General features: G+C 71.4%; 22 protein-coding genes and 1 pseudogene. 7 read left to right on the top strand and 16 right to left on the bottom strand.

Features of this window, described 5'->3' with window-relative positions; genetic code table 11:
* Positions 1-248: 248 nt before the first annotated feature.
* Positions 249-1,010 carry a prolyl oligopeptidase family serine peptidase gene (locus tag ACZ562_RS07395; RefSeq protein ID WP_471174880.1) on the bottom strand — a complete coding sequence of 254 codons (762 nt, stop codon included), beginning with the start codon at positions 1,008-1,010 and terminating at the stop codon, positions 249-251.
* A gap of 113 nt (positions 1,011-1,123) precedes the next feature.
* Between ACZ562_RS07395 and ACZ562_RS07390 the strand changes: the two genes are divergently transcribed.
* Positions 1,124-2,287: an adenosine deaminase gene (locus tag ACZ562_RS07390; protein ID WP_471174878.1), complete on the top strand. Its 1,164-nt coding sequence runs from the start codon at positions 1,124-1,126 to the stop codon at positions 2,285-2,287.
* 139 nt (positions 2,288-2,426) lie between these two features.
* A pseudogene (locus ACZ562_RS07385) lies at positions 2,427-2,774 on the top strand (ATP-binding protein); the annotation flags it as partial.
* A 191-nt stretch (positions 2,775-2,965) separates the two neighbouring features.
* On the opposite strand, the gene ACZ562_RS07380 reads toward ACZ562_RS07385, so the two are convergent.
* The 5 genes from ACZ562_RS07380 to afsQ1 all read right to left on the bottom strand — a co-directional run bounded on the left by ACZ562_RS07380 (position 2,966) and on the right by afsQ1 (position 6,948).
* Complete coding sequence (locus tag ACZ562_RS07380; RefSeq protein WP_471174876.1) at positions 2,966-3,166, bottom strand: PspC domain-containing protein; 201 nt, start codon at positions 3,164-3,166, stop codon at positions 2,966-2,968.
* A gap of 253 nt (positions 3,167-3,419) precedes the next feature.
* Positions 3,420-3,971, bottom strand: a complete 552-nt coding sequence (locus tag ACZ562_RS07375) for a VanZ family protein (protein ID WP_471174874.1) — start codon at positions 3,969-3,971, stop codon at positions 3,420-3,422.
* Between the two features lie 141 nt (positions 3,972-4,112).
* Positions 4,113-4,706 carry a hypothetical protein gene (locus ACZ562_RS07370; RefSeq protein ID WP_471174872.1) on the bottom strand — a complete coding sequence of 198 codons (594 nt, stop codon included), beginning with the start codon at positions 4,704-4,706 and terminating at the stop codon, positions 4,113-4,115.
* A complete protein-coding gene (locus ACZ562_RS07365; protein WP_471174870.1) occupies positions 4,706-6,274 on the bottom strand; it encodes an ATP-binding protein in 1,569 nt (522 codons plus the stop codon). Before ACZ562_RS07365 ends, ACZ562_RS07370 begins: the two co-directional genes overlap by 1 nt.
* On the bottom strand, positions 6,271-6,948 hold the full coding sequence (gene afsQ1 / locus ACZ562_RS07360) for a two-component system response regulator AfsQ1 (RefSeq protein ID WP_471174868.1): 678 nt from the start codon (positions 6,946-6,948) through the stop codon (positions 6,271-6,273). Before afsQ1 ends, ACZ562_RS07365 begins: the two co-directional genes overlap by 4 nt.
* Positions 6,949-7,245: 297 nt before the next feature.
* Here afsQ1 and ACZ562_RS07355 point away from each other — a divergent pair, with 297 nt between their 5' ends.
* On the top strand, positions 7,246-7,992 hold the full coding sequence (locus ACZ562_RS07355) for a SigE family RNA polymerase sigma factor (protein ID WP_471174865.1): 747 nt from the start codon (positions 7,246-7,248) through the stop codon (positions 7,990-7,992).
* 233 nt (positions 7,993-8,225) lie between these two features.
* On the opposite strand, the gene ACZ562_RS07350 is transcribed toward ACZ562_RS07355, so the two are convergent.
* Complete coding sequence (locus ACZ562_RS07350) at positions 8,226-8,924, bottom strand: uridine kinase family protein (protein WP_471174863.1); 699 nt, start codon at positions 8,922-8,924, stop codon at positions 8,226-8,228.
* A gap of 60 nt (positions 8,925-8,984) precedes the next feature.
* Here ACZ562_RS07350 and ACZ562_RS07345 point away from each other — a divergent pair, with 60 nt between their 5' ends.
* Positions 8,985-9,389, top strand: a complete 405-nt coding sequence (locus tag ACZ562_RS07345; RefSeq protein ID WP_471174861.1) for a hypothetical protein — start codon at positions 8,985-8,987, stop codon at positions 9,387-9,389.
* Between the two features lie 167 nt (positions 9,390-9,556).
* On the opposite strand, the gene ACZ562_RS07340 is transcribed toward ACZ562_RS07345, so the two are convergent.
* Genes ACZ562_RS07340 through deoC form a run of 3 tightly spaced genes read right to left on the bottom strand, consistent with a single transcriptional unit; the run spans position 9,557 to position 12,869 of the window.
* Positions 9,557-10,459, bottom strand: coding sequence for an aldehyde dehydrogenase family protein (locus ACZ562_RS07340; protein ID WP_471174859.1), 903 nt, complete (start codon positions 10,457-10,459; stop codon positions 9,557-9,559).
* Positions 10,452-11,888: an aldehyde dehydrogenase family protein gene (locus tag ACZ562_RS07335; protein WP_471175654.1), complete on the bottom strand. Its 1,437-nt coding sequence runs from the start codon at positions 11,886-11,888 to the stop codon at positions 10,452-10,454. Before ACZ562_RS07335 ends, ACZ562_RS07340 begins: the two co-directional genes overlap by 8 nt.
* 21 nt (positions 11,889-11,909) lie before the next feature.
* Positions 11,910-12,869, bottom strand: coding sequence for a deoxyribose-phosphate aldolase (gene deoC, locus ACZ562_RS07330; RefSeq protein WP_471174857.1), 960 nt, complete (start codon positions 12,867-12,869; stop codon positions 11,910-11,912).
* A gap of 123 nt (positions 12,870-12,992) precedes the next feature.
* Between deoC and ACZ562_RS07325 the strand changes: the two genes are divergently transcribed.
* Complete coding sequence (locus ACZ562_RS07325; protein WP_471174855.1) at positions 12,993-13,694, top strand: PH domain-containing protein; 702 nt, start codon at positions 12,993-12,995, stop codon at positions 13,692-13,694.
* Positions 13,695-14,010: 316 nt separating this feature from the next.
* On the opposite strand, the gene ACZ562_RS07320 is transcribed toward ACZ562_RS07325, so the two are convergent.
* The 4 genes from ACZ562_RS07320 to ACZ562_RS07305 form a co-directional block, all read right to left on the bottom strand.
* On the bottom strand, positions 14,011-15,441 hold the full coding sequence (locus ACZ562_RS07320; RefSeq protein WP_471174853.1) for a hypothetical protein: 1,431 nt from the start codon (positions 15,439-15,441) through the stop codon (positions 14,011-14,013).
* A gap of 144 nt (positions 15,442-15,585) precedes the next feature.
* Positions 15,586-17,217 (bottom strand): phospho-sugar mutase, encoded by a 1,632-nt coding sequence (locus tag ACZ562_RS07315; protein ID WP_471174851.1) that lies wholly within the window; start codon positions 17,215-17,217, stop codon positions 15,586-15,588.
* 134 nt (positions 17,218-17,351) lie between these two features.
* Complete coding sequence (locus ACZ562_RS07310; RefSeq protein ID WP_471174849.1) at positions 17,352-18,188, bottom strand: purine-nucleoside phosphorylase; 837 nt, start codon at positions 18,186-18,188, stop codon at positions 17,352-17,354.
* A gap of 135 nt (positions 18,189-18,323) precedes the next feature.
* The gene (locus ACZ562_RS07305) at positions 18,324-18,761 is read right to left on the bottom strand and encodes a gamma-glutamylcyclotransferase family protein (RefSeq protein ID WP_471174847.1); all 438 of its coding nucleotides are present in this window, start codon (positions 18,759-18,761) and stop codon (positions 18,324-18,326) included.
* Between the two features lie 105 nt (positions 18,762-18,866).
* Here ACZ562_RS07305 and ACZ562_RS07300 point away from each other — a divergent pair, with 105 nt between their 5' ends.
* Both ACZ562_RS07300 and ACZ562_RS07295 read left to right on the top strand, forming a co-directional pair.
* Complete coding sequence (locus ACZ562_RS07300) at positions 18,867-20,315, top strand: NAD(P)H-quinone dehydrogenase (protein WP_471174845.1); 1,449 nt, start codon at positions 18,867-18,869, stop codon at positions 20,313-20,315.
* Positions 20,316-20,482: 167 nt separating this feature from the next.
* Complete coding sequence (locus ACZ562_RS07295) at positions 20,483-21,439, top strand: DeoR/GlpR family DNA-binding transcription regulator (protein ID WP_471174843.1); 957 nt, start codon at positions 20,483-20,485, stop codon at positions 21,437-21,439.
* A gap of 22 nt (positions 21,440-21,461) precedes the next feature.
* Here the strand turns inward: ACZ562_RS07295 and ACZ562_RS07290 are convergent, their stop codons facing one another.
* Complete coding sequence (locus ACZ562_RS07290) at positions 21,462-22,007, bottom strand: TetR/AcrR family transcriptional regulator (protein WP_471175652.1); 546 nt, start codon at positions 22,005-22,007, stop codon at positions 21,462-21,464.
* 386 nt (positions 22,008-22,393) lie between these two features.
* The coding region (locus tag ACZ562_RS07285) for an acyl-CoA carboxylase biotin carboxyl carrier protein subunit (RefSeq protein WP_471175650.1) at positions 22,394-22,560 on the bottom strand (167 nt) is incomplete at its 5' end.

Here is a 22,560-nt window from a genome sequence, read left to right as displayed (position 1 = left end):
GCCCGCCCCGTCGGCTGGCACCGCCTCCCGGGGTCTGCCGCCCATGGCGGCGCCTGCTGGGGCCTCCCGGTCCGCCGGTAGGCCCGCCCGGCCGCGTCGGCTGACGTTGCCCGCTGTGGCCCGCCGCCCCTGCCGGCGGCGCCCGCCCGGCCCCACCGTCAGCCCGAGGCGGCGTCCCAGTCGCCGCTCGGCGTGGGGCGCGGGCCGGACGCGGTGACAACGGCACAGCGGGCGCGCCTGCGTCGCAGCTACCGCCGCAGTGACCGTCCGAAGCCCGCCGCCAGTGGCATCCGCAGGCCCAGTGGCGGTGGTGCGGCGAGCGCGTCCTCGACCGGGCGGGAGAAGGCCCGCCCGAACAGCACCCCCAGGACGAAGTCCTCGGCGAGAGCGTGGACTTCGTTGCGGTGCTGGTTCAAGGCGTGGCCGTCGGAGTGGACTTCGAACCGGCACACGTCCCGGTTCGCCTTCTTCGCGCGCGCCGCGAACCGGAAGGACAGCTCGGGGTCGCTGCGCTCGTCGTTGGTGCCGTGCACGATCAGCACCCGTCGGCCGGCCAGCTGCTTCACCGGTTCGGGTGGCGCGGCCGCGTCCTCCTCTGGCAACCAAGGGGCCATCGCCAGAACGGAGTTGACGGCCTCGTGCCCAGCCGAGTGCAGCGCCGCGCGGCCGCCCATGTCGATTCCGGCAAGACACACGGGGACGTCGCCGTACCGCCGTACCGCCTCGTCGGCGGCCCAGGACGCGTCGGCGGCCAGATGGGCCTCGGTGCCGTTCCAGCCGCGGTAGCGGTAGTGCACGACATGCGTGGCCAGGCCCTCGTCCCGGCCCGCGCGGGCCAGACGGCGCCCCAACGCGCGTACGGACACGTTCGCCATCATCGGGGACGGCCTGCGGCCGGAGACCACGTCGCCGCCCGGGAGCAGGAGCACCACCCCGCTCACGGCCGTCGGCTCCGGGCCGATCGCCCTCCCCAGCCGGGCCGTGCGAACCGGTGTCGCTTGCTGTGCCATGACAGAACAGTGTCAGAAGCGAGGGTGTACGCCACCAGTCCGCGTGGTCACCGTTACGTATCGACGGATTCGTACAGCAGGTGATCTACGCGCGTAGGAGGTAGAGTGCGGAAATGACGAGCCAGACTGACCGGATGGGGAACACCCCGAGCTCGGACCAGATCCGCCGGGTGCCCAAGGTTCTGCTGCACGACCACCTCGACGGCGGGCTGCGCCCCGGCACCATCGTCGAACTCGCCCGCGATATGGGCTACTCCCACCTCCCCGAGACCGACCCGGACAAGCTCGGCGTCTGGTTCCGTGAGGCCGCCGACTCGGGATCCCTGGAGCGGTACTTGGAGACGTTCTCCCACACGGTCGGCGTCATGCAGACCCGCGAGGCCCTCGTGCGCGTCGCCGCCGAGTGCGCCGAGGACCTCGCCGAGGACGGGGTCGTCTACGCCGAGGTGCGGTACGCCCCCGAGCAGCACCTCGGCGGCGGGCTGAGCCTCGAAGAGGTCGTCGAGGCCGTCAACGAGGGCTTCCGGGAAGGAGAACGGCTCGCCCGGGCGAACGGCCACCGCATTCGCGTCGGTGCCCTGCTCACCGCCATGCGCCACGCGGCCCGAGCCCTGGAGATCGCCGAACTCGCCAACCGCTACCGCGACCTGGGCGTGGTCGGCTTCGACATCGCGGGCGCCGAGGCCGGCTACCCGCCGACCCGGCACCTGGACGCCTTCGAGTACCTGAAGCGCGAGAACAACCACTTCACCATCCACGCGGGCGAGGCCTTCGGGCTGCCGTCCATCTGGCAGGCCCTGCAGTGGTGCGGCGCCGACCGGCTCGGGCACGGCGTGCGCATCATCGACGACATCCAGGTTCACGAGGACGGCACGGTGAAACTGGGGCGGCTCGCCTCGTACGTCCGGGACAAGCGGATCCCGCTGGAGCTGTGCCCCAGCTCCAACCTCCAGACCGGGGCGGCTGCCTCGTTCGCCGAGCACCCCATCGGGCTGCTGCGCCGACTGCACTTCCGCGCGACCGTGAACACCGACAACCGCCTGATGTCGGGCACCAGCATGAGCCGGGAATTCGAGCACCTTGTCGAGGCATTCGGTTACACGCTCGACGACATGCAGTGGTTCTCCGTCAATGCGATGAAATCAGCGTTCATTCCTTTCGATGAACGACTCGCCATGATCAATGACGTCATCAAGCCCGGATATGCCGAGCTGAAGTCCGAATGGCTGTTCCAGCAGACCGCTTCCACCAGCGGTTCTGCGGACGTGGAGGACTGATCGGGGGGAACGGGAGAAACGGAATGCGGGCGGATTTTCACAGTCCTTCCGCATTTCGATGTTTGCGGCGGGCGGCTCGGCATGTTTACGGTCTTGGACCGCTCACATCCCCGTCATCCCATTTCGAGGACGCACTTTCATGAAGCAGTCTGCTGCCAAGACTCTCGGCGTCGCCGCCCTCGGTGCCGCCTTCGCCGCCGCCGGTGCGGGCGCCGCGAACGCCGCCCCGGTCGGCCCCGACGCCGCCCAGGCGCTCAACGGCATCAACCAGACGCTCCCGGCGGAGAACATCACCGGCACGCTGCCGGGTGCCGGCCAGGCGCTGGCCCAGGGGCAGAACGCGGCCGGTGTGGGTCTCGCCGCCGCTCAGCCGGCCACGCAGAAGCTGCTCACCGACGGCCCGGCCGCGCCGGTCAAGGGGCTGCTCGGCGGACTGCCGGCCGGCAAGGGCCTGCCGACGCACGGCCTGCCCACGCACGGCCTGCCCACGCACAGCCTGCCGACGGACGGCCTGCCCTCGGAGGGCCTCCTGCACACCATGCCGATCGGCAACGACCTGCCTTCGGACGGCCTCCTGCACACCATGCCGATCGACTGAGCGGCGCCCGGTGAACCCGCCGGTGGGGCGCACCCTTCGGACACGGGGTGCGCCTCACCGGCGTACGTACGGCACGGGGCTTACCAGGGCGACCGCGCCTTGTCCTCCGAGGGAAGCAGGATCCACAGCGCTATGTAGAGCAGGAACTGCGGGCCCGGCAGCAGACAGGAGACAAGGAAGATCACGCGCACCGTGGTCGGGGTGGTGACGAAGCCCCGTGCCAGCGCGGCGCAGACTCCGCCGATCATGCGGCCGTTGGTGGGGCGTGCAAGGGCGGTCATTCTCGACGCTCCTCTATTTTTCGGCTCGTTCGCCTACGGGGGCGCCTCAGCCGGTGTCGAGACGGCGATCGCGCTCAGCCCTTCGGGCCTCCGCGCGTTCGCACTCTCGGCACCGGCGCGCCCCCTTCGGCTCACTCGCGGCCGACGCGTTGGCGCAGGGGGCCTTGGGCGGCCGTGGGCGTTTGTCGGTGTGGGCGGAATGAATGCCCATCTGCCTTCCACGCTACGGCGCCAAAGCGGACAAAGCGTCGCTCTACGGTGCGATGCCGACCCTGGGAATCGTCGGGGTGCGACCCTGAGACGTGTCCTCCTGGGTGACGGCCGGCCGCCGCCGTGAGGGGGACCTGCGGCGGAGCCAGGCGCGGGACGCGGGCACGACGGCGACATGCGCGAGGGCCACTCCCACGGTGTTGAGGAGCAGCGAGTCGACGTCCACGACCTGACCGGGCACGCTGGTCTGCAACAGCTCGATGCCCAGTGAGACCAGGGCACCGGCGGCGACCGTACGGACCAGGGAGCCGAGCGGGAAGACCCAGAGTCTGCCGTCGGCCATCGGGAGCAGGACGCCCAGCGGTGCGAGCAGAGCCAGCCCCTCGCCGATGCGCCGGGCGCCCTCCTGCCAGCCCAGCGCGAGATCGGCGCGGATACCGGCGAGCGGATGCACATTGGGCGGCATCACCCAGGGGACGTCCAGCGGGCGCAACGTGAACCAGGCGACGAACGCGAGATGGGCGACGAGGAGGACACCCCCTGCCACACGTATGCGTATCGCGGAACTGCCGCCGATGGAGCCTTGACGCTGCACGCCCCCCTAGACGCGTCTCCCGGCACGATCGGTTCCCCCACTTTCCTGTGGCTCGGTTCACCTCCGGGGCGCGCTCCTTCGGCTCACTCGTCTCGCACCTCGGGGGAAGACACCCCCGCCTCGTACGTCGGCGCCCTCGCCTCACACCTCCGTCGAAGGCGGCTCAGTGCTCCCCGGTCGCGCCCGTACCTCGTCGGTGCACTCGTAGCGGCGCAGCGGACGGGGGCCGGGGCCGCCGAGGATGACGGAGCCGTCGCCCTCGGCCGCCGCCGAGTCGGAGAACGTGCAGACGACCTGGGCGAGAGCGTACGAGGTGAGCTCGCCGGGCGGGGTGCTCAGCCGCAGCGCGTCCTCCGGGTCCCTGGGGCGCGGCCCGCCCACGGTCATGCCGCCGCGGACGTCCGTGCTGTACCCGGCCTCCTTCTCGGCGGGCGACGGCGTCGCGGCGAGCTCGTCGAGCAGCCCCTGCGCCACGAGCACCCGCCGCTCGGTGTCCGCCGTGCCGTCCGGGACGCGCACGGTCCGGTCGACGGCCACCAGCGACGAGCCGCACAGCAGGAACACCTGCACCGGCAGCCCGCGCGAGTCCTGCGTCGAGGCGTCCGGCTCGGACAGCGAGCAGCGCACGCGGGAGGGCGCCGGGCCGAAGTCGGTCGGCACCTCGGTGGCCCGGATGCCGCACCCGGTGAGCACGGCGGCGAGCACGGGGAACGCCAGCAGCTGACGTACGTTCATCAGGCGTCGCCCTTCTTCGTGTCCTCGTCGCCGTCGGCGGGCTGCTCCGTCAGCGCCGACGCGTCCCGCGGCAGCCGCAGGGTGAACACCGCACCGCCCTCCGGGGAGTTGGCGGCGGTGATCTCACCGCCGTGGATGTGGGCGTTCTCCAGGGCGATGGACAGACCGAGTCCGCTGCCCTCGGAGCGCGGGCGCGAGGCGCTCGCCTTGTAGAACCGGTCGAAGACGTGCGGCAGGACGTCCTCGGGGATGCCGGGTCCGTGATCCCGCACCTCGATGACGAGTTCGTCCTCGGCCAGGCGGACCGCGACCCGCACCGGCGAGCCGCCGTGTTTGAGGGCGTTGCCGATGAGGTTCGCGAGGATCACGTCGAGGCGGCGCGGGTCGAGCCGGGTGTGGATGCCCCGCTCGGCGTCCAGCTCGACCGCGTCCAGCCAGGCGCGCGCGTCGATGCACGCGGTGATCTGGTCGGCGATGTCCACGTCGTCCAGCACCAGCCGGGCGGTGCCGGCGTCGAACCGGGTGACCTCCATGAGGTTCCCGACGAGGTCGTTCAGCCGCCGGGTCTCGCTGACGACGAGCCGTACGGCGGGCTCGATCATCGGATCCATGCTCCCGGACTCCGCCTCCAGCTCCTCCTCCAGCACCTCGGTCACGGCGGTGATGGCGGTCAGCGGGGTACGCAGCTCATGGGACATGTCGGCGACGAAGCGGCGGGAGGCATCGTCGCGCGCGGCCATGTCCGCCACCCGTTTCTCCAGCGCCTCGGCCGTCTTGTTGAACGTCCTGGAAAGGTCGGCCAGTTCATCGGTTCCCGAAACCCTCAGCCGGGTGTCCAGCTTGCCCTCGCCGAGACGGCGGGCGGCGATGCCGAGCCGGTGCACCGGCTTCAGTACGGTTGTCGCGGCGGCCTGCGCGAGCAGCGCGGAGCCGATAAGCGCGAGGCCGGTGGCGATGCCGAGGGACCAGGCCAGCGAGTTGAGGTCCTTGGCCTCCGGCTCGAGCGACTTGAGCATGTAGCCGGTCGGGCCGCCGCCGATCATCTTCGTGCCGGCCACGAGATACGGGGTGTCGTGGTCGACGACCCGCTGCCAGTACAGGTGGTAGGCGTACTTGTTGTGGGAGTTGACCGGCTGCTCCTTGCCGACGGCCGCCCGCAGCGACGCGGGCACGTCCTCCAGGGTGAAGCCGTCGAGGGCACCGGAGTTGCCGTAGACCGTCCGCCCGCTCGCGTCCTGGGCGACGAGCAGCACGCTGAAGCGCTGGCTGCTGTTGGCCATCTGACCCGCGGTGTGCTGAAGCTCGTCCTGCGTCGGGTTCTCGGGCAGGGCGCCCGCGCGGTTCTGCATCTCCTGCTGGAAGTCGCGCAGCACGGCGTCCTGGGTGCGGGTGAGCACGGCCTCGCGGTTGAGCCAGTAGGCGATACCGGACGCGGACACGGCGGCGGTGAGCGCCACCAGGCCGAACACGACGACGAGCCGCAGCCGCAGACTGGTGAACCGCAGCCGCGACCACACTCCCTTACGAGTCGCGGCCCAGCCGCGGAGTCCCCCTTGCGTTTCGGTCACTGAGGCGTGTCCAGCCGGTAGCCCACGCCCCGCACGGTCCGGATCAGGGTCGGGGACGAGGGCACGTCCTCGACCTTGGCGCGCAGCCGCTGCACACACGCGTCGACGAGCCGCGAGTCACCCAGGTAGTCGTGCTCCCACACCAGTCGCAGCAGCTGCTGCCGCGACAGGGCCTGCCCCGGCCGCCGGCTCAGCTCGAGCAGCAGCCGCAGCTCGGTCGGCGTGAGCTGCAGGTCCTCCCCGTTCTTGGTGACGGTCATGGCCGCGCGGTCGATGACGAGCGAACCGAACGTCGCCGAGTCGTTCGCCTCCCGCTCCCCGCGCCGCAGCACGGCCCGGATCCGGGCGTCCAGCACCCGCCCCTGGACCGGCTTGACGACGTAGTCGTCGGCACCGGACTCCAGCCCGACGACCACGTCGATGTCGTCGTTGCGCGCGGTCAGCAGAATGATCGGCAACTGGTCCGTGCGCCGGATGCGCCGGCACACCTCGAACCCGTCGATGCCGGGCAGCATCACGTCCAGCACGATCAGATCCGGCCGCTGCTCACGCAGCAGTTTCAGGCCGTCCTCACCGGTGGCAGCTGTGGCCACACGGTGTCCCTGGCGCGTCAGTGAGAGCTCCAGGGCCGTTCGGATGGCGTCGTCGTCCTCGATCAGCAACAGGGAAGGCACGGGCTCATTCTGGCCCATGGAGGGGGTGCGGTTCGACCTGTGGGGGAGCTCTGTCTGCGGCGAACAGTCCGCGAAGACTCCGCAGGGACCTGTGCAACCGGTTGCCCGACCCTTGCGTCCGTCCTTACGGCACCGGCCCGTGAGCCCCCTGTGAAGGGTCTGAGAGGGACCCCTGTGACAGGTCTGTGACAGTCGGCGGACACGGCCATGAAGTCGCCCGGGCAAGCTTTTCGGCACAGGCAAGGAAGCAAGTCGAACCAAGCAGAACGCCGGGAAGTCCACGACGGGGGGCGCGAGATGAACACGCTGCACAGCACCAGCAATAGCGCAGTGATCACGCGTCTGCACGACGTCACCCGGGGTTCCGAGAAGTCCGGTGCCGTGAGCGGGCGGGGGTGCGCTCGCGGCGCCGGGCGTCAGCACACCGCGTACATGACGGTGGTTGACACGCACAACGAGGGAAGCGCCACGGCTCACGGGGGAGCCGTGTACGGGGAGGCCACGGGGGAGCGTCGTTCCCTGTCGGAGGCGGAGTTCACCGCCTACGTACAGGAGCGCCGCGCCTCCCTGTACGCAACCGCCTATCACCTCACCGGTGACCGCTTCGAGGCCGAGGACCTGCTGCAGAGCGCGCTGTTCTCGACGTACAAGGCGTGGGACCGGATCAGTGACAAGGCGGCGGTGGGCGGATACCTCCGCCGCACCATGACCAACCTGCACATCAGCGCCTGGCGGCGCCGCAAGCTCAACGAGTACCCGACCGAGGAACTGCCGGAGACGCCCGGCGACACGGACGCGATGCGCGGCACCGAACTGCGCGCGGTCCTGTGGCAGGCGCTGGCCCGGCTGCCCGAGCTCCAGCGCACCATGCTGGTCCTGCGTTACTACGAGGGCCGGACCGATCCGGAGATCGCGGAGATCCTCGGCATCAGTGTCGGCACGGTGAAGTCCAGCATCTGGCGGTCGCTCCGCCGGCTGCGCGAGGACGAGGTCCTCAGCTTCGGCCGTGACGAGGAGAACGCCTTCGGCGAGCTCGTGGCCTGAAGGTTGGGGGGGAGCAAGTAACGGGGGGTAAGCAGGGGGGGACCAACGGGGGTCACGGGGGACCAACGGGGGAAGCACCACGGGGGAGCACAAAGGCAGCGGGACTGAACGGCCGGGGGGGCCGTCCAGTCCCGCTTCCGTGTGCGTCAGGGTGTGTGCACGGGCTTGTACACGCGCATGAACCGCACGTCAGTGGGCGAGTTCCCCACGGCGATGGCGACGTCGGGGCTCGTTCAGCCCGCCGATGCCGCGGCCGGGCGGCGGCCCGCGGCGGCGAGGCGGCCGAGGGCCTCGTCCCTGTCGCAGGGGTGTGCGCCCAGCGCGGTCTGGCGGGCGATGATCGAGCGTTCGAGCCGCATCAGGCGCCAGCCGCGGCGCAGCAGGAACGGCACCGACTTGCGGCCCTCCCTAAGGTCCCGCAGGAAGCGCCGACGGAAGGTCCGGACCGGGCCGCGGCTCAGGCAGAGCGCGTCGGCCAGCACGCCGAGCTCCTGGCAGCGGGTGACGATCTCGGCGGCGAAGATGCCCTCCGCGATGAACAGCGGGGTCCGCCCGACGTCGACCGACTCGGTGCCGGTGCGGGCGCTGAGCGAGATGTCGTACACGGGAACCTTCGTACGGCCTGTGCGGCACAGCTCCACGATCGAGGCGACGGCCGTGTCGGCGTCCCACGAGTCCGGGTGGTCCCAGTCGATGTCGGAGCTCCCGGCCACCAGCGGCAGCGTGGGGTCGACGCCCTCCTTGTAGAAGTCGTCGAGCCGCAGGACCGGGAGGCCGGAGCGGGCGGCGAGGAGGGACTTGCCGGAGCCTGAGGGGCCGCAGAGCAGCACGACCCGCGTCGCTATGGGTGGATGGGAGCTCACGGGACACCAGTGTGAAGCATCGGCCCGGGCCCGAACGACCCCGCGGGTCGGCTTTGAAGCGTGCGTCACACCTCAACTACCCTTCGTGTCGACCTGATTACCCGGTGCATGCAGAAGGTGGCAGCAGACATGGCCCGACACGCGTTCCCCCGCACTCCGACCGTCCAGCGCGCCCTGGTCGCCCTCGCGACCGCTGGCGTGGCGCTGGGAGCAGGCGCGGCGACCGCGTCGGCGGACACCGATCCGGTCGCGGACCTGATGGGTACGAGTCCCGCCTCGCTCGGAGACGTCGACCCTCAGGCCGGCCTGCAGACGCTGACCGGCGCGGTCGGGTACACCACGGGCCCGATCGCGGCCCTCAAGCCCAACCCGCTGGCCGGCACCGGCGTCGACCCGCTCGACAACGGCGTGGCCACCCAGCTCGCCGACTTCCAGCCGCTGTCCTCGCAGTCCCTCACCGGACCGGTCGCGCAGGCGCAGTCGATCGGCAGCGTGCCGGTGGTGGGGCAGGTGACGGGGCTGCTGGGCGGCTGACATTGCGGCAGGGGCGAGTGAGCCGAAGGGGCGCGCCGGTGTCGAGAGCCCGAGCGCGCGGAGGCCCGAAGGGCTGAGCACGGTCGGGCTCTCGACACCGGCTGAGGCGCCCCGGAGGTGAACCGAGCCCCAGAAAAGGGGAGCGCGGCTCTCCGGTCTCGTGGGGCTCAGTACGAGGAGCCCGACGCCCCCAGCGACCCCGTCGGGTGCCAGACCGTCTTCGTCTCCAGGAACGCCGTCATGCGCTCCGTGCCCGGCGCCGCCGCGTAATCCACAGGCTGTGGACGGAGAACCCGCTTCAGGTTGTCCGCCGCGGCGGTCTCCAGCTCCTTCGCCAGTACGTCGTCGGCGCCGGCCAGGTCGATCGCGTTGACGTCCTGGTGCGCGGCCAGCGGGGCCGCGATCTCCGCCGTACGGCCCGACAGGACGTTGACGACGCCGCCGGGCAGGTCGGAGGTGGCCAGCACCTCGCCCAGGGAAAGGGCCGGGAGCGGGGACTTCTCGCTCGCGATCACGACCGCCGTGTTGCCGGTGGCGATCACCGGGGCGACGACGGAGACCAGGCCCAGGAAGGACGGCTCCTGCGGGGCGAGGACCGCGACCACGCCCGTCGGTTCGGGGGAGGACAGGTTGAAGAACGGTCCCGCCACCGGGTTGCCGCCGCCGACCACCTGGGCGATCTTGTCGGTCCAGCCCGCGTACCAGACCCAGCGGTCGATCGCCGCATCCACCTGGGCCGCGGCCTTCGACTTGGACAGGCCCTCGGCGTCGGCGACCTCGCGGACGAACTGGTCGCGGCGGCCCTCCAGCATCTCGGCGATGCGGTAGAGGATCTGGCCGCGGTTGTACGCCGTCGCGCCGGACCATCCGCCGAACGCCTTCCGGGCGGCGACCACCGCGTCCCGGGCGTCCTTGCGGGAGGACCGCGGTGCGTTCGCCAGCCACTTGCCCTTCGAGTCCGTCACCTCGTACACCCGGCCGCTCTCGGAACGCGGGAACTTCCCGCCGACGTACAGCTTGTAGGTCTTGAAGACGGAAAGCCGCTCGAACGTTTCGGACTTCTCAGACATCGAGGTACGCCTCCAGGCCGTGGCGGCCGCCCTCGCGGCCGAAGCCCGACTCCTTGTAGCCGCCGAACGGCGAGGCCGGGTCGAACTTGTTGAACGTGTTGGACCAGACGACGCCGGCCCGGAGCTTGTTCGCCACCGCGAGGATGCGGGAGCCCTTCTCCGTCCAGACGCCCGCCGACAGGCCGTACGGCGTGTTGTTGGCCTTGGCGACGGCCTCGTCCGGAGTGCGGAACGTCAGCACGGACAGCACCGGGCCGAAGATCTCGTCGCGGGCGACGGTGTGCGCCTGGGTGACGTTCGTGAAGAGCGTCGGAGCGAACCAGTAGCCGGAGGCCGGGAGCTCGCAGGCTGCGGACCAGCGCTCGGCGCCCTCCGCCTCGCCCTGCTCGACGAGCGAGGTGATGCGGGAGAGCTGCTCGGCGGAGTTGATCGCACCGATGTCCGTGTTCTTGTCCAGCGGGTCGCCGAGGCGGAGGGTGGACAGGCGGCGCTTGAGGGAGTCGAGGAGCTCGTCCTGGACCGACTCCTGGACCAGCAGGCGGGAGCCCGCGCAGCAGACCTGGCCCTGGTTGAAGAAGATGCCGTTCACGATGCCCTCGACGGCCTGGTCGATCGGGGCGTCGTCGAAGACGATGTTGGCACCCTTGCCGCCGAGTTCGAGAGTGAGCTTCTTGCGGGAGCCCGCGACCGTGCGCGCGATCTCCTTGCCGACGGCCGTGGAGCCGGTGAAGGCGACCTTGTTCACGTCCGGGTGGGCGACGAGCGCGGCGCCCGTGTCGCCGTATCCGGGAAGGATGTTGACGACGCCCTTGGGCAGGCCCGCCTGGCGGCAGACGTCCGCGAAGAACAGGGCGGAGAGCGGGGTGGTCTCGGCCGGCTTCAGGACGACCGTGTTGCCGGTCGCGAGGGCCGGGGCGATCTTCCACGCCAGCATCAGCAGGGGGAAGTTCCACGGGATGACCTGGCCGGCCACGCCCAGCGGCTTCGGGTTCGTGCCGAAGCCGGCGTGGTCGAGCTTGTCGGCCCAGCCCGCGTAGTAGAAGAAGTGCGCGGCGACGAGGGGCAGGTCGGCGTCCCTCGTCTCCTTGATGGGCTTGCCGTTGTCCAGGGTCTCCAGGACGGCCAGTTCGCGGCTGCGCTCCTGGATGATCCGGGCGATGCGGAACAGGTACTTCGCGCGCTCGGAGCCGGGCAGCGCCGACCACTTCCCGAAGGCCTTGCGGGCGGCCCTGACCGCGCGGTCGACGTCTTCGGTACCGGCCTGCGCGATCTCGGAGAGGACCTCCTCGGTGCTCGGCGAGACCGTCTTGAAGACCTTGCCGTCGGCCGCCTCGGTGAACTCGCCGTCGATGAACAGGCCGTACGAGGGCGCGATGTCGACGATCGCGCGGGACTCGGGGGCCGGCGCGTATGCGAATGCGGATGCCAGTTTTTCCATGTTCATGGGGTCTCAGTCCACCGTCACGTAGTCGGGGCCGGAGTAGCGGCCGGTGGCCAGCTTCTGCCGCTGCATCAGCAGGTCGTTCAGAAGCGAGGAGGCGCCGAAGCGGAACCAGTGGTTGTCCAGCCAGTCCTCGCCGGCGGTCTCGTTGACCAGGACGAGGTACTTGATCGCGTCCTTGCTGGTGCGGATGCCGCCCGCCGGCTTCACACCGACCTGTACCCCGGTCTGGGCGCGGAAGTCGCGGACCGCCTGCAGCATCAGGAGCGTGTTCGCGGGCGTGGCGTTGACCGCGACCTTGCCGGTGGACGTCTTGATGAAGTCCGCCCCGGCCAGCATGCCGAGCCAGCTGGCCCGGCGGATGTTGTCGTACGTCGACAGCTCGCCCGTCTCGAAGATGACCTTCAGGCGGGCGCTCGCCGCACAGGCCTCCTTCACGGCGACGATCTCGTCGTACACCTTCAGGTAGTTGCCCGCGAGGAACGCACCGCGGTCGATGACCATGTCGATCTCGTCGGCGCCCGCGGCGACCGCGTCGCGCACGTCGGCCAGCTTCACTTCGAGGGCGGCGCGGCCGGCCGGGAAGGCGGTGGCGACCGAGGCGACCTTGACGCCGGAGCCGGCGACGGCCTCCTTCGCGACGGTCACCATGTCGGGGTAGACGCAGACCGCGGCCGTGGTGGGGGTCGTACGGTCGGTCGGGTCGGGGCGGACCGCCTTGGCGCCGAGCGCCCGGACCTTGCCCGGGGTGTCCGCGCCTTCCAGCGTCGTCAGGTCGACCATCGAGATGGCGAGGTCGATGGCGTACGCCTTCGCGGTCGTCTTGATGGAACGGGTGCCGAGCGAGGCGGCGCGCGCCTCCAGGCCGACCGCGTCGACGCCGGGCAGCCCGTGGAGGAAGCGGCGCAGCGTGCTGTCGGACGCGGTGACGTCAGCGAGAGCGGGTGCAGCGGGTGCAGTGGTGGGCATGGTCACAAGACGAGCATATCTACGCGCGTAGCGGCTGTACACCCCGGCAGGCGGATCAGATGCTCATCCCGCACGGCGGCACGCGCACCAGCGCCGTCGCAGGCGTCGTGCACAATCGGGACCATGACGACCCCGGAGCATCAGTCACCAGCCCCGCAGCCCTCGGCACCCGTGTCCAAGGACCGGATCTACCGGTCGCCGATGGCGCTCGTCGGCGGTGTGCTGCTGCTCGCCATCATTCTCTGGCTCGGCATCGACGCGCTGATCATGGGAGAGGGGCGCACGCCGTGGCTGGCGCTCGCCACGCTGCTCCTCGTGGTGCCGTTGATCACGGCCTTCACGCTGCGGCCCGCCGTCTTCGCGGGGGAGGACCGGCTGCGGATCCGCAACCCGTTCCGTGTGATCGTGCTCCCGTGGGGGCAGGTCGAGACGTTCCGGTCCGGCTACTCGAACGAGGTGCTCGCCAGGTCGGGCGCGAAGTTCCAGCTGTGGGCCGTTCCCGTTTCGCTGCGCGCCCGCAGCCGGGCGGCGCGGCGGCAGACGCGGGCGCAGGCCGAGAAGGAGGGCAAGGGCCGCCGGAGCAGGGGAGCCCAGGGCCCCTGGGGCGCCGGCCTCGGCGGCGGGCTCACGGGCGCCCACGCCGTCGACGACGGGCCGCTGCGCGCCGAGACCGACAGGATCATGGATGACCTGCGCGCGCTGCTGGAGGCGCGGGACAAGGCGGCGACGGCCCAGGGCGACATGACCGTGCGCTGGGCCTACGAGGTAGTGGGGCCGGCGCTGGCGGGCGCGTTGTTGCTGGTGATCTTGGTGGCGGTCGGGTGAGCGGGTCCGGAGCGGGGCGGCGGCCGCCCAGCGGCTGTCGGCAAGGGGCCGATGGGCCGCGCACCCGGCCGGTGCCCGCACCCTGGGCGGGCCCCGGCCTGGGCGCTCGGGCCGGGGCCGGCCGGTGCCGCGTCGGCCGGGGTTTGCCCGTCGAGGAGCGGCGTCCGGTGCTTGCTCTCGTCGTGCCGGCCGGAAGTCCTCGTGCCGGACGTACTCGGGGTTTCGGCCTGTGCGGCGGGTGGGGGCACCTCCCACGCCCTTGAGGCAGTGGGGGAGCGGGCCGGGCGTCGCGACGGGTCGAACCCCGGCACACGCCCTAGCCCTGGGCCTGGGCCGGGAACACGAAGAAGCCCTCGTCCGTGCTGACGTAGCCGTACCCCGACGGCTGCGAGAAGAGCGGGACGTTCTGCTCGGGCAGGTCCTTGGCGAGCACCTTCTTGGTGCGGCCGTCGATGGCGAGGAACACGCTCTCGCTGAAGTCGTCCTCCTTCGTCGTGCCGTAGAGGACGCCGTTCGGGGAGAAGCGCAGCGGCTCCATCGCCTTCTCGCCCTCCTTCTGCGCCCAGACCTCCTTGCCGTCGGCGGGCTGCCACACGGCGGTGCCCTGCTCCGTATGAGCGGCGGCCAGGGTGCGGTCGGGGGTGAAGACGGAGGTGCCCTCGGTGTTGACGGTGTCGGTGGGGCTGTCCTCGTACGAGTACTTCGAGGAGCCGCCGACCTGCTTGCCGCTCGCGATGTCGTACGTCGCCGTCACCCAGGTGTCGGGAGAGAAGGCGCCCGCTCCCCAGGCCGTGAGGACGCGGCCGTCGCGCACGTCGAGGACCCGGAGGGCGCCGCTGGTGCGCTTGCCGTCCTCGTCCAGCTCCACGCCCGCGGGCGGGGTGACGTCCGCGGTGCTCCAGGCTTTCCTGCCCGTGGCGAGGTCCGTCATGACGAGCTGTTCGCGCTCGTCCTCGTAGTTGGACGCGTTCTCCACGTGGAAGGCGTACGTGCCGGTGATCAAGGGCGCATGGGCCTGCCCGCCGTCGATCTCACCGTTGCGCGCGTCGAAGCTGCACCTCGCCAGCTGTCCGGTGCAGGTGACCTCGCGGGCCGCACCGCCGTCGATGGGCGTGAGCTTCAGGCTCTCGTCACCGTCCTGCTCGATGATGTGGCCCTCGTGGACGTCGAACTGGTCGCCCTCGCCGGTGGCCTTGCCCAGCTCCGCGCCGTCACTGCCGTAGACGGTGACCGTCGTGGTGGTCTTCTCCTCGCTCAGGCCGTCCGACTCCGTCGTGGCACGGGCGAACACCGCGACCGCCCGGACGCCGTCGTGCCAGGTGGTGGCGGCCACGCGGTCGGTCGTCACCTTGAGGGTCTTGCGCACCTCGCCGGTCTTCACGTCCCGGAACTCCAAGGTGGCCGGCCCGGGGTCGTCGGTGAAGTGGAGGGTGCCGACCGAGCCGTCCACGGGCTCCCATGCGTACCCGTGGTCGAGGGCGTACTCGCCCTGGGCGTCCTTGACGAACAGGAGGGTGTCACCGAGGTCGATGGCGTCGGCGGGCGGCAGGCTCCACGCGGGCTTGGCGGCGAGGCCGGGTATCGCGGGCCCGGGGTAGGCGGGTCCCTTGGGCGTCGCGGCGTCCGGTCCTGCCGAGCTGCCGTCCTTCGGCCTGGCGGCGGAGTCGTCGCCGTCGGAGGAACCGCAGCCCGCGACCAGGCCGAGCGAAAGGACGAGGCCGGCGGCCATCACTGTGTACTTGTTCATGTCCCCGTGAGTTTTCCGCAGGTGATCTTGAAATCTCAGGGCAGCATAGACGCCGGGCCCGACCGGCGAGCAGGACCCCGGAGATCTTTACGGGCTCGACCCGCCTGCCCGCGGCGGCCGGGCCGCGGGCAGGTCCGCCGCCGGTCAGATTCCGGCTGCCGCCGACAGGTCCCGCTTGATCGCCGCCAGCAGCTCGGCCGCCTTCGCGCGGGCCGCGGGCAGAGCGGCGTGCGTGGCGACCGGGACGACCACCTCCAGGTAGCACTTCAGCTTCGGCTCGGTGCCGCTGGGGCGGACGATGACGCGGGCGCCGTCGAGGGTGTAGCGCAGGCCGTCGGTGGGCGGGAGCGTGTCGGTGCCCTGCGTGAGGTCCTCGGACCTGGTGATGGGCAGGCCCGCCAGCTCGGTCGGGGGCTGCTCGCGCAGGCGCCGCATCGCGTTCGCGATGACCGACAGGTCCTTCACCCGGACCGAGAGCTGGTCGGTGGCGTGCAGGCCGTACTCGACCGCGATGTCGTCGAGGAGGTCGAGGAGCGTGCGGCTCTGCTCCTTGAGTTCCGAGGCCAGTTCCGTGACGAGGAGCGCCGCCGTGATGCCGTCCTTGTCGCGTACGCCGTCGGGGTCGACGCAGTAGCCGAGCGCCTCCTCGTAGCCGTAGCGCAGGCCCTCGACGCGGGCGATCCACTTGAAGCCCGTCAGGGTCTCCTCGTACGGCAGACCCGCCTTCTCGGCGATCCGGCCGAGGAGGGACGAGGAGACGATCGACTCGGCGAAGGTGCCGTGCGCCCCGCGCCGGACGAGGTGCTCGGCGAGCAGGGCGCCGACCTCGTCACCGCGGAGCATGCGCCACTCGCCGGCGTCCTTGACGGCGACGGCGCAGCGGTCGGCGTCCGGGTCGTTGGCGATGACCAGGTCCGGGTCCGTCTCGCGGGCCTTCGCGAAGGCGAGGTCCATCGCGCCGGGCTCTTCCGGGTTGGGAAAGGCGACGGTCGGGAAGTCCGGGTCGGGCTCGGCCTGTTCGGCGACGAGGACGGGCTCGGGGAAGCCGGCCCGGGCGAAGGCGGCGAGGAGGACGTCCTTGCCGACGCCGTGCATCGCGGTGTGGACGGTGCGGGCGGTACGGGGTGAGCCGGCCGCGAGGACGGCGTCCGTGCGCGCCAGGTACGCCTCCAGGACGGAGTCGTCGAGGGTCTCCCAGCCCTCGGTCGGGCGGGGGACGACCGTGAGGGACGGGACCGCGGCGATCTCGTCGGCGATCTCGGCGTCGGCGGGCGGCACGATCTGGGAGCCGTCCCCGAGATAGACCTTGTAGCCGTTGTCCCGGGGCGGGTTGTGGCTGGCCGTGACCTCCACGCCGGCGACCGCGCCGAGGTGCCTTATGGCGAAGGCCAGGACGGGCGTGGGGAGCGGGCGGGGGAGGACGGCCGCGCGGAGGCCGGCGCCGGTCATGACCGCGGCGGTGTCGCGGGCGAAGTCCGCGGACTTGCGGCGGGCGTCGTAGCCGATGACGACGAGGCCGTCGGTGGCGCCGTTCTTCCTCAGGTACGCGGCGAGGCCGGCGGCGGCACGGATGACGACCGAGCGGTTCATGCGCATGGGCCCGGCGCCGAGCTCGCCCCGGAGCCCGGCCGTGCCGAACTGGAGGGTGCCGCCGAAGCGCGCGGCGAGCTCGGCGTGGTCCCCGGCTTCGATGAGCTTGGCGAGTTCGTCACGGGTTTCCGCGTCGGGGTCCTCGGCGAGCCATGCGTTGGCCTGCGCGATGAGTTCGGCGTGCACGTTGGGGTCAACCTCTCGTCGTCTCGTGGTGCGGGTACCTTGGGGCCGCGCCCCCAGACCTCTTCGGCCTGAACGGCTTCGTCCTCAAACGCCGGACGGGCTGAACCACCTGACCCGGCGCCGGGAAGTAACGCCTACAACCGCCCCAGTACCTGCCTCAGCAGCGACCCCATCCGCTTCGCCGAGTCCCGGCCGGCCTGGAGCACCTCTTCGTGGTTCAGCGGCTCACCCGTCATACCGGCCGCGAGGTTCGTCACCAGCGAGATGCCCAGTACCTCCGCGCCCGCCTCACGCGCGGCGATCGCCTCGAGGACCGTCGACATGCCCACCAGGTCCGCGCCGATGACCCGGGCCATCCTGATCTCGGCCGGCGTCTCGTAGTGCGGGCCGGGGAACTGCGCGTAGACGCCCTCCTCCAGGGTGGGGTCGATCTCCTTGCACAGGGCGCGCAGCCGCGGGGAGTAGAGGTCGGTGAGGTCGACGAAGTTGGCGCCGACGATCGGGGACGTGGCGGTCAGGTTGATGTGGTCGCTGATCAGGACCGGCTGGCCGGGCCGCATGCCCTCGCGCAGACCGCCGCAGCCGTTGGTCAGCACGATGGTCTTGCTGCCGGCGGCGACCGCCGTACGGACGCCGTGGGCGACGGCGGCCACCCCGCGGCCCTCGTAGTAGTGCGTACGGCCCAGGTAGACGAGGGCGCGCTTGTGGCCGATCCGGTACGAGCGGATCCTGCCGCCGTGTCCCTCCGCCGCCGGGGGCGGGAAGCCGGGCAGCTCGGTGACCTGGAACTCGGCGTCGGGAGCGCCGAGGGCGTCCGCGGCCGGGGCCCAGCCGGAGCCCATCACGAGGGCGACGTCGTGGGTCTCGGCGCCGGTCAGTTCGCGCAGGCGCGCGGCGGCGGCGTCGGCGGCGACCCTGGGATCTGCTGGGGCGGCGCCCTGGATGTCGTCCGGAAGAAGAGATGCGTTCACACGGTCGAGAGTAGCCGGTCAGGTCCTACGCGCGTAGATGGCAGAGCTCACGGGATGGCGATCGTTGTCTTGTCGTTTCCAACCAAGAGTGCGGCGGGTGGGGCCCGGCAAGTCCGCTGACGCGTGCCCGCCGCCTCAGCAGGGCCTTTTGCGCAGTTCCATCACGTAGTCGTGCGGTGCGCCCGCCGACTCCGCGGCGTCCGCGATCTCACCCAGATAGCGCGCCGACGGCAATCCGCCCTCGTAGCCGTTGAGGACGTACACCCAGGCCGGCTCCTGGCCGTCCAGCGTGTGCACGCGCACCCGCATCCGGCGGTAGATGTCGAGGCCGACGCCCTCCCAGCGGTCCATCGACTCCTCGTCGGCCGGTGCGATGTCGTACAGGGCGACGAAGACCTGGGAGTCCGGCGCCTCGACGAGGGTCGCGAGCGCGCCCTCCCAGCCCAGGTGCTCGCCGCCGAAGGTCAGCCGCCACCCGTTCAGCCAGCCGGTGGCCCGCAGCGGTGAGTGCGGGGCGCGGCGGGTCATCAGCCGCGCGTCGAGGTTGCCGGCGTACGCGGCGTAGAGCGACATGCGACGAGGGTACGGCAGCCGCCCCGCCGGCCCCGCCCGTCCCACGGGCAGCGGTGACGCGTCTCTCGCCCCCCGGGGCGGTACCGGTTTGAACCGTGCGGGACAATGGGGTACGTGACTCGGATCGTGATCATCGGTGGCGGACCCGGCGGATACGAGGCGGCCCTGGTGGCCGCCCAGCTCGGCGCGGAGGTGACCGTCGTCGACTGCGACGGTCTGGGCGGGGCGTCGGTGCTGACCGACTGCGTGCCGTCGAAGACCCTTATCGCTACGGCCGAGGTGATGACCACCTTCGATTCCTCGTACCAGGAGCTGGGGATCATCGTCGCCGACGACACCCCGCCGATGGAGCAGGCCGCCCGGGTGGTCGGGGTCGACCTCGACAAGGTCAACCGTCGTGTGAAGCGGCTCGCCCTCGCCCAGTCGCACGACATCACCGCCTCCGTGACGCGCGCCGGCGCGCGTGTCCTGCGCGGGCGCGGGCGCCTGGAGGGCATGCAGGCGCTCGACGGCTCGCGCAAGGTCGTGGTGCGGGCCGGGGACGGCACCGAGGAGACGCTCGTCGCCGACGCCGTCCTGATCGCCACCGGCGGACACCCCCGCGAGCTGCCCGACGCCCAGCCCGACGGCGAGCGCATCCTCAACTGGACCCAGGTCTACGACCTCACCGAACTCCCCGAGGAACTCATCGTCGTCGGTTCCGGTGTCACGGGCGCCGAGTTCGCCGGTGCCTACCAGGCCCTCGGCTCGAAGGTGACGCTCGTGTCGTCCCGCGACCGCGTGCTGCCCGGCGAGGACCCGGACGCCGCGGTCGTGCTGGAGGACGTCTTCCGGCGCCGCGGCATGAACGTCATGGCCCGCTCGCGCGCCCAGTCCGCCAAGCGCGTCGGCGACCAGGTCGAGGTCACCCTCGCCGACGGCCGCGTCATCACCGGCTCGCACTGCCTGATGGCCGTCGGTGCGGTCCCGAACAGCGCGGGCATGGGCCTGGAGGAGGCCGGGGTCAGGCTGCGCGACTCCGGGCACATCTGGACCGACAAGGTCTCCAGGACCACGGCTCCGGGCGTGTACGCCGCCGGTGACGTCACCGGGGTGTTCGCCCTCGCGTCCGTCGCCGCCATGCAGGGACGTATCGCCATGTACCACTTCCTCGGCGACGCGGTGGCCCCGCTCGACCTGAAGACCGTCTCCTCCAACGTCTTCACCGACCCCGAGATCGCCACCGTCGGCTACTCCCAGGCCGACGTCGACGCCGGCAAGATCGACGCCCGGGTCGTCAAGCTGCCGCTGCTGCGCAACCCGCGCGCGAAGATGCAGGGCATCCGGGACGGCTTCGTCAAGATCTTCTGCCGCCCCGGCACGGGGATCGTGGTGGGCGGTGTGGTCGTGGCGCCCCGCGCCTCGGAACTGATCCACCCGATCTCGATCGCCGTCGACAACAATCTGACGGTCGAACAGATCGCGAACGCGTTCACCGTGTACCCGTCGCTTTCGGGGTCGATCGCCGAGGTGGCCCGCCAGCTCCACACCCGCAAGGCCACGGGCGAGGCCTGACGACCGAAACCGACTCCCCTGCCGATGACGGGGAGTTGCCGGGCTTGCGTACGGCATAGGCGGGGAGACTAGGCCTTATACCACCCGCCGCCCTGCTGTGCGAACAACTTCTGCTATTCGGCGCAAACAGCTGAAAGCAGACGGTCGCCCGCGTTACTGTCAGTTTCGTGTTCGCTGCAGAACGTCGCCAATTGATCCTCGAAATGGTGCGAGCGAACGGAGCGGTGTCGCTCCGTGAGCTCGCCCGCGTCGTCCAGACCTCCGAAGTGACCGTACGGCGGGACGTGCGCGCACTGGAGGCAGAAGGACTCCTCGACCGCCGGCACGGCGGTGCGGTATTGCCGGGCGGGTTCACGCGGGAGTCCGGCTTTCCGCAGAAATCCCATCTCGCGACCGCCGAGAAGACGGCCATCGCCGATCTCGCCGCGAGCTTCGTCGAAGAGGGCGAGGCCATCGTGGTCGGGGCGGGCACCACCACACAAGAGCTGGCCCGCCGGCTCGCCCGGGTGCCCGGGCTGACCGTCGTCACCAACTCCCTTCTCGTGGCCCAGGCGTTGGCCCACGCCAACCGGGTGGAGGTCGTGATGACCGGCGGCACCCTGCGCGGCTCCAACTACGCCCTGGTGGGCTCCGGTGCCGAGCAGTCCCTCCAGGGACTGCGGGTCACCCGGGCCTTCCTGTCCGGCAGCGGACTCACCGCCGAACGCGGGCTGTCCACGTCCAACATGCTGTCGGCGTCCGTTGACCGGGCTCTCGTCCAGGCCGCGGCCGAGGTCGTCGTGCTGGCCGACCACACCAAGCTGGGCACGGACACCATGTTCCAGACCGTGCCGACCGACCTCATCACGCGTCTCGTCACCGACGAGCCGCCCGCCCACGACGACCGGGCGGCCACCGAGCTCCAGGCCCTCGCCGACCAGGGCGTGCAGATCGCCGTGGCCGGAGCGGGGACCTCGGGGGGTGATGCGGCCCCGGCGCGGCATCAACAGCGTCGGGACGTACCGCTCCCAGGCCCGCGCCGCGGCCAGGTCCCGGGCGGACCGGGACTGCGGACGGCGGCCACGGTACTCGGTGAGCCGGGCGCGGGGGAGCGGGCGCGGGTGGCGGACTTACGGCGGCGGTGAGGCGGGTCCTCCCCTCCGCGCCCTACGGCTTCAGCCCGCGCAGCGTCAGCCGTAGCAGCCGGTCCGCCAAGTCCGGGTCCGTCGGCGTCTCCTCCGCGGCCAGCGCGATCGCGTGGGTCAGTTGCAGGAGGTCGCCGATCGCGACGTCGGATCGGACCGTGCCCGCCTCCTGAGCTCGCGTCAGCAGCGCGCCGCCCGCCTCCCGGATCGGGCCGCTGCAACGGCCGAGGGCCGAGGAGTCGTCGTACGAGACGGACATCAGCGCCCGGGCGAGACCGCGGTACTCGCCCGCGTGCGTGACCGTCTCGCGCAGCCACGTGATCAGCGCCGCGCAGGGCTCCGGGGCACGCAGCAACTCGCGCGACCGGGCGAGCAGGTCGCTCACCGCGTCCTCGAAGACCGCGCTCAGCAGGGCGTGCCGGTTGGGGAAGTGGCGGTAGAGCGTGCCGATGCCGACGCCCGCGCGCCGGGCCACGTCCTCCAGGGACGCCTCCGTGCCGTGCTCGGCGAAGGCGGAGCGGGCCTCGGCCAGCAGCCGCTCGTGGTTGCGGCGGGCGTCGGCGCGCATGGCGCGGGGCGCCGCGGACGTCACCGTCCCGTCCCGGTCCCCCGCGGCCTCCGGTGAGGTCGCGCCCACCATGACTCCCACCTGCCCTCTCTCCCGCCCCCGTCCGACCACAGCATGCCACCGAGGAGGTGCCGGCGGCCTTCCCGGACAGCGCGCGGGCCGCACCTTCGCCGAGCGCCACAGAGTCGGTCCGCACCCGGTCACCATCCTGCCCTCCACATGATGGCCACCGCCTTCGGCGCCGCGGGCCTCGTCATCGTCCGCCACGGCACCGGCTGGACCCGCGCCGCACGACCACCGCCACGGGGGGACGGGAAAGACGGAGACGCCCGGTGGACTGACTGCTCCAGTCCACCGGGCGCCTCGGAACGTCGTACGAGCCGGGATCAGTCCTTGATCTCGCAGATCGCGGCGCCCGAGGTGAGGGAGGCGCCGACCTCCGCGGACAGGCCCTTGATCGTGCCGGACTTGTGCGCGTTGAGCGGCTGTTCCATCTTCATCGCCTCGAGTACGACGATCAGGTCGCCTTCCTTGACTTCCTGGCCCTCCTCGA

The organism is Streptomyces sp. NPDC040410 (genome assembly GCF_055595715.1).
The sequence above is the reverse complement of the archived record's forward strand: the minus strand, read 5'-3'. Positions and strand labels throughout refer to the sequence as shown.

Bases quoted from the DNA above. Each gene is read 5' to 3' on its own strand.
- ACZ562_RS07395 (WP_471174880.1), bottom strand. From the start codon at position 1,010: ATGGCACAGCAAGCGACACCGGTTCGCACGGCCCGGCTGGGGAGGGCG.
- ACZ562_RS07390 (WP_471174878.1), top strand. From the start codon at position 1,124: ATGACGAGCCAGACTGACCGGATGGGGAACACCCCGAGCTCGGACCAG.
- ACZ562_RS07380 (WP_471174876.1), bottom strand. From the start codon at position 3,166: ATGACCGCCCTTGCACGCCCCACCAACGGCCGCATGATCGGCGGAGTC.
- ACZ562_RS07370 (WP_471174872.1), bottom strand. From the start codon at position 4,706: ATGAACGTACGTCAGCTGCTGGCGTTCCCCGTGCTCGCCGCCGTGCTC.
- ACZ562_RS07355 (WP_471174865.1), top strand. From the start codon at position 7,246: ATGAACACGCTGCACAGCACCAGCAATAGCGCAGTGATCACGCGTCTG.
- ACZ562_RS07345 (WP_471174861.1), top strand. From the start codon at position 8,985: ATGGCCCGACACGCGTTCCCCCGCACTCCGACCGTCCAGCGCGCCCTG.
- ACZ562_RS07340 (WP_471174859.1), bottom strand. From the start codon at position 10,459: ATGTCTGAGAAGTCCGAAACGTTCGAGCGGCTTTCCGTCTTCAAGACC.
- deoC (WP_471174857.1), bottom strand. From the start codon at position 12,869: ATGCCCACCACTGCACCCGCTGCACCCGCTCTCGCTGACGTCACCGCG.
- ACZ562_RS07325 (WP_471174855.1), top strand. From the start codon at position 12,993: ATGACGACCCCGGAGCATCAGTCACCAGCCCCGCAGCCCTCGGCACCC.
- ACZ562_RS07320 (WP_471174853.1), bottom strand. From the start codon at position 15,441: ATGAACAAGTACACAGTGATGGCCGCCGGCCTCGTCCTTTCGCTCGGC.
- ACZ562_RS07305 (WP_471174847.1), bottom strand. From the start codon at position 18,761: ATGTCGCTCTACGCCGCGTACGCCGGCAACCTCGACGCGCGGCTGATG.
- ACZ562_RS07300 (WP_471174845.1), top strand. From the start codon at position 18,867: ATGGGGTACGTGACTCGGATCGTGATCATCGGTGGCGGACCCGGCGGA.
- ACZ562_RS07290 (WP_471175652.1), bottom strand. From the start codon at position 22,007: ATGCGCGCCGACGCCCGCCGCAACCACGAGCGGCTGCTGGCCGAGGCC.